Below are 11,671 nucleotides of genomic sequence, written 5' to 3' on the forward strand. Positions count from 1 at the left end.
TAGGTTTTATTTGAGTTAAATTTCTGTTATTTTATTTTTTTTAATTAAAATTTAATTTAAAGAATTTTGTAAGAGTTTCATTTATTAATTACTTTTAAATATTAAAAAGAGCTAAGTTATATTCGTATATTATAAAATTTTTAAAAAAATTATTATTGATGATTTAATGAATAAAAAGAAAATTATAATTCCAATATTATTGCCTGTAATAGTATTAATATTCTGGTATGCAATAACAGATGGCTTAGGTTTAATAACACCTTATGTTTTACCTGGACCTATAGAAGTTTGCCAATCAGCTTTTACTGCAATTATTAATGGAAAGTTATTAAAAGATACTATTGATACATTATTTAAAGTATTTTTAGGTTTAATACTAGCATCTATAGTGGCTATACCTTTAGGTGTTGTGCTTGGAAGTAGTGAAACATTAGAAGATTTATGTAGTGTAGTTATAAGTATATTACGCCCTATTCCACCAGTTGCTTGGATTCCTTTCAGTATTTTATGGTTTGGAATTGGTACAGTTCCTGCGGTATTCATTATCTTCATGGGTTGTGTTTTCCCAATTCTTGTTTATACCTTGGATGGTGTTAAAAGAACTCCTAAAGTTCTTGTTGAAGCAGCTCAAACTCTTGGTGCTAATCGTTGGAATGTTTTACGCCGTATAATTTTACCTTCAGCAGTTCCTTACATAGTTTCTGGGTTAAAAGTTGGTGTAAGTATTGCTTTAATGTGTACAATTTCTGCAGAAATGATAGGATCAAGTAGTGGTTTAGGTTATTTAATTTTAACATCTACAAACTTATTTGATACTGGAACAACTGTAGTTGGAATGTTAACTATTGGTATTATCGGAATAATATTTGATTACATGTTTAGAAAAGTTCAAGATCAAATATTTTGGTAGAATGAATAATATTTCATTAAAATAAATTTTATAGGGGAATAATATTTTGGTAATTCAAGTAAAAAATGTAAATAAATCTTTTAAACAAGAAGATGGCGATATTCTCCATGTTTTAGATAATATTAATCTTGATATAAAAGATAGGGAATTTATTTGTTTATTGGGTCCTTCTGGATGTGGTAAAACTACTCTTTTACGTATTATTGCAGGATTAGATGAACCTGATTCTGGGGAAGTTAATGATAGTGCTGGTTTAATTAAAGGTCCTTCACGTGATAGAGGTTTTATTTTTCAACAGTACTCATTGTTTCCTTGGATGACTGTATTGGATAATGTTGTTTTTGGATTAAATATGTGTTATCCTGATAAAAAGGAAGAAAATTTGGAATCTGCTAAAAGATATCTTCAAAGAGTAGGTTTAGAAGATTTTCAAAATAGTTATCCTTATCAATTATCTGGGGGTATGAAACAAAGAGTAGCTATTATTAGATCTTTATTAAATCATACTCCGGTTCAATTGATGGATGAACCATTTTCTGCTTTAGATATGCAAACTAGGCATACTTTACAAGAACAATTAATTGGAGTTTGGAAAAGATTTGATACTACAATTGTTTTTGTTACTCATGATGTGGATGAAGCGGTCTTTTTGGCAGATAAAGTTGTTGTTATGGATAAAAATCCTGGACGTGTTAAAGATATAGTTTCTATTGATTTGGAACGTCCAAGGAAGAGAGAATCCACGGAATTTTTAAAAATTCAGGAGGAAGTTATGGAATCTCTAGGTGTTCATGATATGGAATAAATTTATTTTTTTTATTTTTTTTATTTTTTTTATTTTGAAATTCTTTTTTTAGTATATACTTTTATTAGTTAAAAAAATCTAATCCTATTTTATAAATGATTTAATTAATTAAAATAATTTTTATTTAACTGATTTATGGATTAATTATTCTAGTTATAATATATAAGTAGTGATTTTAATGACAGGAAAAGTAATATTTATTGGCGCAGGTCCTGGAGCTCCAGATTTAATAACAGTTCGTGGATATCAAACTATTCAAAAAGCAGATTGCATAATATATGCTGGTTCATTAGTAAATAAAAAAGTATTAGATAACCGTAAATCTGATGCAAAAGTTTTTAATAGTGCTGAATTAAACTTAAATGAAATAGTAACAATAATGGAAAAAGCAACAAGTGAAAATAAATTGGTTGCAAGAGTACATACTGGAGATCCAAGTATTTATGGTGCAATTGCAGAACAAATCAGATTATTAAAGGAAAAAAGTATTGAATATGAACTTATTCCTGGAGTTAGTTCAGTATTTGGTTCAGCAGCTGCATTAGAAAAAGAATTAACTTTACCTGAAATTTCTCAAACAGTCATAATAACAAGACCTGAAGGAAGGACACCTAAACCTAAAGATGAATCATTAGAGAGTTTAGCATCTCATCATGCTACAATGTGCATATTCTTAGGTGTGGGTATGATTGATAAGGTAGTGAGCGAATTATCTAAAAATTATCCAATTAATACGCCTGTTGCAGTAGTTAAAAAAGCTACATGGCCAGATCAAGAAATTGTTAAAGGTACTTTAAAAGATATTGCAATTAAAGTAAAACAGGCCAATATTACAAAAACTGCAATGATTATTGTAGGAGAAGTTTTAGGTCCTATAGACTTCAATGATTCTAAACTTTATGATGCAACATTTGCACATGAATATCGTGACAGTAAAAAGTAACCAAATTTAAGGAAAAAAATTTAAAATGAATTTAATACCATATATAAATCCATTATCTGATGAAAGTTTAAAAATTGTTTCACAAAATAGTAATTTAAATGAAACATTTGAATATAACAATGGCTTAGTGGATACTATAAACCGTAGTTCAAATCAAAATTTAGAATCTAGTCATGTGCCTATAAGTATTGGGGATTTGGCGATAAAAAGAATTAATTGGTATATTGAACGTAAAAATAATAAAAATTATAAACTTTCAGATTATTCTTACCTTTTTAATAAGGATATATTGAAATTTGATGTAATTGCTTTTCATATGTTGGCACAAGCTGTAGCCACTAAATTTAATATAAGTTCTAGAGAGACTAAACTCTTCATAGAATCAGAAGGATCATTGATTCTTGATAGATTAAATCGTTTGTTAACTAATGAAAGACAAGATATGGTTGATTCAATTTTAAAACAATTATCCATAACACAGGGTTCAAGATGGACTATATTAAAAGATATTATTGATAATCGTAATTTATCTTTAACTAATTTATGTATAAACAATGGTGAAATAATTTTAAGTAAAGAAGATTTTTTGAATGCTTATAATGATAAATTTCATAATAGACGTCCTGAAAGCATGTATGATATGTTAGTTGGTGAAAATCTTAAAGAACAAATAGTTTCTAATATGATAATGTTAAATACTGAAAATTATATTAAAATGATTAAAGAAAAATCTTCTTTTGTAAATATTCATTCTAATATTGAAAAACTAGGTTCTGATGTAGAAAAAACTATTTCTGAAGAAATGACTAAATATAGTACTTTTTATGCTAATGCAAATAATTTTAAAATAGGAAAATTAATTAGAGAAGCATTTCCACCATGTATATATAATACTGTAAATGGTGTATCTTCGGGTGGCCGTAATGATGCTATTGTTTTACTTTTAACTAGTTTTGTATCTTATGCTCGTTTATATCCAGGTATTTTTGCAAGTGAAGGTGGGGTGAAAGTTTCGGATATTGATAAAAATTTGGTCATTACTGAAAATGAAATTTTACCTTTAATTTATGAAGCTGCAGATAATTGTACTCCTCCATTATTTGAAGATCAACCCCAAGAAAAAATAAATATTATTTCTAAACTAGGATTTGGTATGCATGATAGTCCTGATTTAAATCATGAAGGTGAAACTAAATGGTATACTCCAATGAGTTGTGAGAAAATAAAGATGCACCTTCCTCAATTGTGTAAAGCTGATAAAGATTGTAAAAAAATTAATAATCCTTTAAGTTGTTATGGTATTAAAAAAAATAGATTAATTAGGGAAGGTAAAATAAAAGAAGAAGAAAAAAAGAATTAATGAAGAAAATTTATGCTTTTTTAGTAATTATCACATTCATTATTATAATTTTGAATTATACTGTTTTCCCAATCATTGTAATTCATGAATTTATAATCTTCGATGCAATCAGCTAAAATATTAATTTTACGTTCTTCTTCATCAATATCTTCTTTTTCACAGAATTCACTTAATAAATCTGGAGAATATTTGTCCTTTTTTCTATCTACATATTTCAAGAATTTTTTATATTCTTCTTCATTAAAAAATTTTTCTGGAAGAAATAGTTCATCTTCCGCTTCTATGGTGAAAATTTCAACATAATTTAAATTATCTGGTATTTCGCCTTGTTCTAATCCTATTCCTTTTATTATTCCGGAATCTAATTCTATTATTGTCATTCCAGTTTTTTGATTAGGAATCCAGTTTTCTAAGGCAGGTTTTACAAGTGCTCTTGGACTAATATCATTGAAAATGCTTTTTAGTTCTTCTTCACTAATCATTTTAATCACTTCTTTTTATATTTCTTATTTAATAACTATGAATCTTTTTAATTTATATATTTATCCTTATTATTTTAGTATGAATTTTATATGTATTTTAAGAATATTTTATACCTTCAAAAAGTTATTTATATAATTTTAATATAGATATAAATAATAGTATAAATATAATTACATTTATTTATAAAAACTATTTTTTTAAAGATTGTCATGTTTGGTCCGTCATCATTACAAGAGCGAAGAAGATATTACAGGGAAGAATGGTCTCCAAATAATGTTCCTAATTTTATTTTAGATGAAATTATAAAAAAGGAATTTGGTTTTGATCATAATGGGACTGGTCCAAATGATCGTTATAAAACTTTTAAAGGCCCTAAATCTTTGAGACGATTTTTACGTGCTAAAGCTCCTTTTGCTGCTTATGTTAGTGTAGCTTATTATCAAGAACCTCGTCGTAGAGAAGGTTGGGAAAAAGCAGAGTATGTTTTTGATGTTGATGCAAAAGATTTACCTATACGTTCCTGTAATTGTGATGGTGTTTGTGAAATTTGTTTAAGTGAAGCATTAGAAATTGTTAATAATTTAATCGATACTCTTAAATCTGATTTAGGAATAAAAAATATTCATTTAATTTACTCGGGTAGAGGTTATCATATTCGGATATTAGATCCAGATATGGTTGTTGCAGGTACAGGTTTGCGAAGTGAAGTTTTGAAGTATGTAGCAGGTGCTGAAGTTCCAAAAAGTAAATTTTCAAATCCTAATAGTATTAATAATACTTATGATATTCCTCATTTTATGATCCCAATTGCATATCCTAATGTTTTTACTCAAAGAGTGAAATATGATATTTTACATCTTAAAGGTAATGAAGAGATTGATGGTATTAATCCTAAATTGCTTAAAGATGTGATTAAATATAGAGGCTATTTGAATAATGATGATTGGGGTTCTTTTAAGGCTAATATAGGTCCTAGGCGGTATAAAGATATGGAAAGGGGTTTGGCTAAAGTGAATCTTTCTACTATTGATGCAAAGGTTTCTATTGATTTAAAACGTATTTTACGTTTACCAAGTAGTCTTCATAGTAAAGTTAGTATGAAATGTGTTGAAGTTAAAAATCGTGAAAATTTTGATCCACTTAAAGAAGCTGTTCCTAAATTTGTATATGAACGTAAAGATTCTTAATTTAATTTTTGGTAATGTTTTTTTTATTTTTTCCATTATATTTGTTATTTTTAATTATGAATCTGTTTTATTATTTAGTTTTTAATTTTGACTTTCATTTTTCTATTTTTTTTATTTAATAACTAATTATTTGATTTGATTTAATTTCTATTATTTTTTAATCTTTTATTTTGGAAATTATTTTTTTCTTAACTTTTTTAATTTATTTTTATAGTTTATGTGCTTGTTTTAGTGTTAAATACTATTATTTAATGTTGTAGGTTTGTTTATTCTTTAATTTTGTTTTATTTAACTTTTTATTTTAACTGCTGTGTTAAAATATTTTATTATGTCTGAATTTTAAGATATTTATCTTGGTGTTTGGTTTAGTTTCATTCTAAAAGATTATTTATAATTATATTTTGTTCAATTTTTTTATTAATATTTTATTAAAAATAACTATATTTTTATATACTTGAAAGCACCTATCTATTTCTTGGAGTTAAAAATTAAACAAAATTTTTTTAACTTCTAAAATTTAGAATTGAAAATTTTTAGAAAAAATATAATCTAAAATTTTTCAATTATATCGCCAAAAAAAATAAACTAAAAAGGATATTAGTTTAGGAGGCATAACATATGACAGAAAAATTTTACTAATAGAAATATTAATAATTTTAATAACTCTATCAATTGCAATGCAAGTAACATGTGCAACACCTGAAAATGAAATTAGTATACATAATAATACCACTACACAAATTACTAATATTCATCCCCACCATATACCAATAGAACCGAATACAAAAAATAATTTAATAAACAACACCACATATCATGTAAATGATACACGAGAACATCTGAATTCAAGTTTAATTAATAAAACACCAAATAATATAAGTCCATTAATATTAAATAAATCACCAAATAATAATTCAGAAAGTATATTTGCACACAATCAAAGTTTCCAAAAATCAAACTTTTCAAACACAATAATCGATTCATTAAACGATACACATTTCAGAGTAAACGAATTAACAATCATAAATAATCATTTAATGATACATAAAGAAATGAAAAATCCTGACAAATTCAATGAATCAGAAATTTTAGGTAAACAAATTGAATTAAATAATCATATTAATAATCATTCGCATTTGCCTAAAATAATTGATGAAAAAAATCGAAATTCAACTAATTTCACTAATAAAACCAGTAGAGATTTTAAGGAGGATGAAGATTATGATTAAAGGAAAATATGTAAAAAAAGATATTAAATTCACCAAGGTAATCCAAAAAATTTGGCATTACATTTAAAATTTAAAAAAAGTAAAAAATATTGGTGGTGATGTAATAATAAAATCATATAAGGGTAAAAAGTCAAGTCCCTTATTTATCAATTTACTTTTTTTATCTTTTTACATACTGTTTAGGATAAATAAAATCATCTAAAAAGTTTAAAAAATCTTTTTTAAAAGAATAATTTTCAAAATTTTTATTAGATAAGAAATTTTCAATTAAATCTAAATCATAAGTGGCAATGATTAAATCTTTTAAATTTTTACCAATTTTAATATTATGAATATTTTCATTAGTTAAAATATAATTAATATAAGATTCTGGTGTTTTAAACTTTCTTTCTTTAGTTAATACTAATAAATCATCAATACTATACAGTTTATCCCCACGATAATTTTTAAAGTTATCACAGGATTTTTTACTCCAAATTTTAGGTCCTTCATGTATAATATATTTACTTTGCTTGTAAACATTTAACTCAAAAATAAAAATTGCTAATTTATTTTCATCAGTCCAATAATCACTTTTAAAAATACTGAAATCTTTTGTTTCTAATTTTTCAGTAATAGATTCCATAGTTTTATTTAATTGGGGATGTAAACTATCTGGAGGGATTTCTGGTATTTCAAATTTTAACAAAAGTGTATGTGTTTCACGATCTTTGAATTTTTTTAATATTTCAGAAGTGCTTATTTTTTGTTTTTTATTTAATGGTTTGAAGTAATCTGATTTTTTGTCATTATTAGTTTCATCTAAAAAATTTCGTGAAGCGATTATAAAATCTACCATTTTTTCTAATCTTAATGCTGCTCCAACATTCCTATTTTCATCAGTTGGATCTATTGTTATTAGGGGATCATTAAAATTTTTTCCAGTCCCATAATCTTCGAGGTCTATAATTATCCCATAATTCCAATTTTGTGCATTTTCTAATAATTTTTCAAAGGTTCCATATTTGAGAATGAGTAACTCACAAAGATACCCTGCAAATCCCCCGACCTTAAATTCAGATCCATAAGTTTTTATTTCGCTCATGAATTTTTTTAAAAGTAAAACTTCACTTTTTTGTTCTTCTTTTAAATGAGAAGTTATATATTTAGTATGGAGTAATGTTCTATCTACTGCGGATTTTAATTGTTTTGCGGATTTAATTTTATAACAAGGAACAAAATCGATATCATAACCATCAATACAACTTGTGAGGTATGGATGGGATGCGTAATGTTCTTCTGCTTTTCCATTAAATTCTTCACTACATTGATATCCTAATTTAAGCCCTAATTCTTTTAATTGATCCATTGGTGTTGAGAGGGGGAAATTTATAAAAATATCTATATCAGATTTCCCTCTTAAAAATGTATTTTTTGCAACTGATCCTACAAGTAATGCCTCTGCATTAATATTTTGTTCTTTTAATATTCTATTTAAGTATTTTATTAAGTTGTTACTTAGTGTATGTATTTGTTCTTTTTCCTTAGTAGTAGGTTGTATTTCATTTAAGATTGTTTTATAATTCATGTATTTTTCCCTTTTATTTTAGAATCTTTTTTGTATTATATTATCTTTATTTGTGCTATTTAAAAAAATTTTGGATGTTATTCTATTTTACTAAAAGTTTATAAATGTTAATTAATATACATTGAATTAAAGTATTTTAATATTTTAGGAGTTAAGTATATGTTACTCGTATTTGCAAAATTAATCCCTGTAAACGGAAAAGATAAGGAAATTATTGAAGAAGCACTAACTTTGGTTGAAGAAACCCGTAAAGAAGCTGCGAATATTGAATATAATTTCGATAAGGATGTTGAAGATGGAACCTATCTTTTTATTGAAAAATGGGAAGATATGGATGGTTTGAATAAACATCTTACTTCAAAACATTTTAAAGCTTTCGATACTAATATTAAGGCTTTTTCTAAAGATATGGATATTAAAATTTTTAATGCTGAGTCTGTTAATTTATATGAGTAGCTTTGCTACTCTTTTTCTTTTTTTTAACAACCAATAATAATTGTACAAAAAAATACATTATAGTTTTTATTTGTACATTAAATTTATATACTTTTAAAGATTAATTAATTTTATATATAAGTAAACTTTATTAAAAATTTACAGCAATTAAGGAGTTTTAATCATGATAGGTAAAAAAATTCGATTAGAAAGAATAATAGACAGAAAAACAAAAAAAACCGTAATAGCTCCAATGGACCATGGGGTATCATCTGGGCCAATAAAAGGAATAGTTGATATGGATAAAACCATAGAACAAATATCTCGTGGAGGAGCAAATGCAGTTCTTATGCATAAAGGGATTGTAGAACAAGGACATAGAGGGTATGGAAATGATTTAGGATTAATAATACATTTATCTGCTAGTACAAGCTTAAGTCCAGATCCTAACAATAAAGTAACAGTAACTAGTGTAGAAAAAGCAATACAACTCGGTGCAGATGCAGTAAGTATACATGTAAATATAGGGTCTGAAAAAGAACCTGAAATGTTAAAAGAATTAGGGGAAATATCAGAAACTTGCAGCCAATGGGGAATACCATTATTAGCAATGATGTACCCAAGAGGACAAAAAATCAAATCTGAAACAGATGTAAACATGGTAAAACATGCAGCACGTGTGGGAAGTGAATTAGGTGTGGACATTGTAAAAACAAATTACACCGGTGATCCAGCAAGTTTTGAAGAAGTGGTAGAAGGAGCATTAGTACCAGTTGTAATAGCAGGAGGTCCAAAAGTTGATACAGATAGAGAATTATTACAAATGGCTAAAGAATCAGTTGAAGTAGGGGGAGCCGGAGTAGCATTTGGAAGAAATATTTTCCAAGCAGAAAACCCTGGAAAAATAACAAAAGCAATTTCAGAAGTAGTCCATAACAAAATGGATGTGGATGACGCATTAGAATTATTAAAATAAATAATTAAATAAAGGTAATTTTTATGGAAAAATTCGCATGGATAATGTCACCTAATAAAAATTGGGATGATAAAAAAGATTTAATCACAACCTCATTGGAATCTGGAATAAATCACATAATGGCTAAAGAAGACGAAATCAAAAACATCAAAAAATTAGCAAATACAAACATAATCTCTAACAATCCAGAAGCGGAAATATATTTAATTGGAATAAATGGTGAAGGAGACAACACTCTACCTTTATCCAAAAATTTAGAAAAATCCAAAGATTTAAAAGATGCAAAAGAACATAAAAACTTAGGACAGTCTGTTGCAGCTTATATAGAAATAATTGATAAAGAGCATGAACATTTAGCTAGAAAATTAGGTAAAACTGTAGATTACTTAATATTAGTTGGAAAAGATTGGACAGTCATACCATTAGAAAATATTCTAGCAGATTTACAATCTGAAAATGTTAAAATTATTGCAGCAGTTACTGATGAAAATGAAGCAAAACTAGCTTTAGAAACTTTAGAAATTGGAACTGATGGAGTAATATTTGAACCTAAAGATTTTGCACAAATAAAAAAAATTGCTGATTTAATCGAAAACTTATCACATGAAAAATATAATTTGAAAGAAGCAACCATAACAAATGTAAAACCTTTAGGAACAGGAGATAGAGTTTGTATTGATACAACTTCCATGATGGTTCCAGGTGAAGGAATGCTTATAGGTTCCTATAGTAAAGCAATGTTTTTAGTTCATAGTGAATCATTAGAAAGTGAATATGTAGCATCAAGACCATTCCGTGTTAATGCTGGCCCTGTACAAGCTTATGTTATGGTCCCTGGAAACAAAACAAGATATCTAGCAGAATTAGAAGCTGGAGATGAAGTTTTAATTGTAAACAAAGATGGCACCACTAGACCCACTATTGTTGGAAGATGTAAAATTGAAAAAAGACCTTTACTATTAATAGAAGCAGAATATGAAGATATAAAAATTAAATCCCTTTTACAAAATGCTGAAACAATTCGGATAGTATCAAATAATGGGGAGGCTGTAAGTGTATCAAATTTAAACCAGGGGGATAAAGTAAAAGTTTTTATTGATGAAAATGCGAGACATTTTGGAATGGCAATAAATGAAACTATAATTGAAAAATAGATATAAAAAACATTTTATATTTTATCTTTTTTTTAGAAGTGATATTTATGAGTGGAGTTAGAAGTTTTTTAGCAATAGAAATAGAGCCAAATTTAAAACCATTAATTAATAATTTAATTAAAGAATTTAAAAAAACAGATACTAATATAAAGTATGTATCAACAGAAAATATACATTTAACACTTAAATTTTTTGGGGATGTATCAGAAGACATGTTGAAAAAAATAGAGATTGCAACAAATAAAGTAATTAAAAATTTCAAACAATTCAACATAAGATTAGAAGGATTAGGTACATTTCCAAATTCAAATCATATAAAAGTTATCTGGGTAGGTATAAATGAAAGTTCTGATTTAGAATTATTAGAACAAAAATTAGATACTGAATTTAATAAATTAGGATTTAAAAAAGAGAAAAATTATATTAGTCATTTAACTATTGGGCGCATGAAAAATCCTAAAAATAAAAAACAAGTTCAAAAAGTGTTAAAAGAAAATAATGAAGTTTTAATTGGTGAAATGAAAGTGAAAAATTTACATTTAAAAAAGAGTACATTAACTTCTAAAGGTCCAATTTATGAAGATTTAAAAGTATTTAAATTAAATGAATAATTTTTATTAAG

Annotated in this window: 12 protein-coding genes; 10 read left to right on the plus strand and 2 right to left on the minus strand. The window is 26.2% G+C overall.

Annotation, left to right across the window (positions count from 1 at the left end):
- The first annotated feature begins 166 nt into the window (after nt 1-166).
- The 4 genes from ACA135_RS02805 (at nt 167) to ACA135_RS02820 (ending at nt 4,018) form a co-directional block, all read left to right on the plus strand.
- Nucleotides 167-910, plus strand: coding sequence for an ABC transporter permease (locus tag ACA135_RS02805; RefSeq protein WP_409198789.1), 744 nt, complete (start codon nt 167-169; stop codon nt 908-910).
- Between the two features lie 46 nt (nt 911-956).
- Nucleotides 957-1,715: an ABC transporter ATP-binding protein gene (locus tag ACA135_RS02810; RefSeq protein ID WP_409198790.1), complete on the plus strand. Its 759-nt coding sequence runs from the start codon at nt 957-959 to the stop codon at nt 1,713-1,715.
- Nucleotides 1,716-1,893: 178 nt separating this feature from the next.
- Nucleotides 1,894-2,658 carry a precorrin-4 C(11)-methyltransferase gene (cobM, locus tag ACA135_RS02815; RefSeq protein WP_409198791.1) on the plus strand — a complete coding sequence of 255 codons (765 nt, stop codon included), beginning with the start codon at nt 1,894-1,896 and terminating at the stop codon, nt 2,656-2,658.
- 25 nt (nt 2,659-2,683) lie between these two features.
- Complete coding sequence (locus tag ACA135_RS02820) at nt 2,684-4,018, plus strand: DNA primase (protein WP_409198792.1); 1,335 nt, start codon at nt 2,684-2,686, stop codon at nt 4,016-4,018.
- 20 nt (nt 4,019-4,038) lie between these two features.
- On the opposite strand, the gene ACA135_RS02825 is transcribed toward ACA135_RS02820, so the two are convergent.
- The gene (locus ACA135_RS02825; RefSeq protein WP_409198793.1) at nt 4,039-4,500 is read right to left on the minus strand and encodes a hypothetical protein; all 462 of its coding nucleotides are present in this window, start codon (nt 4,498-4,500) and stop codon (nt 4,039-4,041) included.
- A 210-nt stretch (nt 4,501-4,710) separates the two neighbouring features.
- Between ACA135_RS02825 and priS the strand changes: the two genes are divergently transcribed.
- Nucleotides 4,711-5,688 (plus strand): DNA primase catalytic subunit PriS, encoded by a 978-nt coding sequence (priS, locus tag ACA135_RS02830; protein ID WP_409198794.1) that lies wholly within the window; start codon nt 4,711-4,713, stop codon nt 5,686-5,688.
- Nucleotides 5,689-6,365: 677 nt separating this feature from the next.
- A complete protein-coding gene (locus tag ACA135_RS02835; RefSeq protein WP_409198795.1) occupies nt 6,366-6,917 on the plus strand; it encodes a hypothetical protein in 552 nt (183 codons plus the stop codon).
- 160 nt (nt 6,918-7,077) lie between these two features.
- Here ACA135_RS02835 and cca read toward each other — a convergent pair whose 3' ends face one another.
- Nucleotides 7,078-8,484, minus strand: a complete 1,407-nt coding sequence (cca, locus tag ACA135_RS02840; RefSeq protein WP_409198796.1) for a CCA tRNA nucleotidyltransferase — start codon at nt 8,482-8,484, stop codon at nt 7,078-7,080.
- A 159-nt stretch (nt 8,485-8,643) separates the two neighbouring features.
- Between cca and ACA135_RS02845 the strand changes: the two genes are divergently transcribed.
- From ACA135_RS02845 to thpR, 4 genes are all read left to right on the plus strand, one after another.
- A complete protein-coding gene (locus ACA135_RS02845) occupies nt 8,644-8,940 on the plus strand; it encodes a putative quinol monooxygenase (protein WP_409198797.1) in 297 nt (98 codons plus the stop codon).
- A 160-nt stretch (nt 8,941-9,100) separates the two neighbouring features.
- The gene (locus ACA135_RS02850; protein WP_409199074.1) at nt 9,101-9,895 is read left to right on the plus strand and encodes a 2-amino-3,7-dideoxy-D-threo-hept-6-ulosonate synthase; all 795 of its coding nucleotides are present in this window, start codon (nt 9,101-9,103) and stop codon (nt 9,893-9,895) included.
- A 23-nt stretch (nt 9,896-9,918) separates the two neighbouring features.
- Nucleotides 9,919-11,049: a 3-dehydroquinate synthase II gene (locus ACA135_RS02855; protein WP_409198798.1), complete on the plus strand. Its 1,131-nt coding sequence runs from the start codon at nt 9,919-9,921 to the stop codon at nt 11,047-11,049.
- Between the two features lie 47 nt (nt 11,050-11,096).
- Nucleotides 11,097-11,660 carry an RNA 2',3'-cyclic phosphodiesterase gene (gene thpR, locus ACA135_RS02860; protein ID WP_409198799.1) on the plus strand — a complete coding sequence of 188 codons (564 nt, stop codon included), beginning with the start codon at nt 11,097-11,099 and terminating at the stop codon, nt 11,658-11,660.
- Nucleotides 11,661-11,671: the final 11 nt, after the last annotated feature.

It is taken from the genome of Methanobrevibacter acididurans (genome assembly GCF_046197875.1).
GTDB classification, from domain to species: Archaea; Methanobacteriota; Methanobacteria; order Methanobacteriales; family Methanobacteriaceae; genus Methanobrevibacter_A; species Methanobrevibacter_A acididurans.

Excerpts from the sequence above, each read along its gene's own strand:
- ACA135_RS02820 (WP_409198792.1), top strand. The coding sequence starts at position 2,684 with ATGAATTTAATACCATATATAAATCCATTATCTGATGAAAGTTTAAAA.
- cobM (WP_409198791.1), top strand. The coding sequence starts at position 1,894 with ATGACAGGAAAAGTAATATTTATTGGCGCAGGTCCTGGAGCTCCAGAT.
- ACA135_RS02825 (WP_409198793.1), bottom strand. The coding sequence starts at position 4,500 with ATGATTAGTGAAGAAGAACTAAAAAGCATTTTCAATGATATTAGTCCA.
- cca (WP_409198796.1), bottom strand. The coding sequence starts at position 8,484 with ATGAATTATAAAACAATCTTAAATGAAATACAACCTACTACTAAGGAA.
- thpR (WP_409198799.1), top strand. The coding sequence starts at position 11,097 with ATGAGTGGAGTTAGAAGTTTTTTAGCAATAGAAATAGAGCCAAATTTA.
- priS (WP_409198794.1), top strand. The coding sequence starts at position 4,711 with ATGTTTGGTCCGTCATCATTACAAGAGCGAAGAAGATATTACAGGGAA.
- ACA135_RS02805 (WP_409198789.1), top strand. The coding sequence starts at position 167 with ATGAATAAAAAGAAAATTATAATTCCAATATTATTGCCTGTAATAGTA.
- ACA135_RS02835 (WP_409198795.1), top strand. The coding sequence starts at position 6,366 with ATGCAAGTAACATGTGCAACACCTGAAAATGAAATTAGTATACATAAT.
- ACA135_RS02855 (WP_409198798.1), top strand. The coding sequence starts at position 9,919 with ATGGAAAAATTCGCATGGATAATGTCACCTAATAAAAATTGGGATGAT.
- ACA135_RS02845 (WP_409198797.1), top strand. The coding sequence starts at position 8,644 with ATGTTACTCGTATTTGCAAAATTAATCCCTGTAAACGGAAAAGATAAG.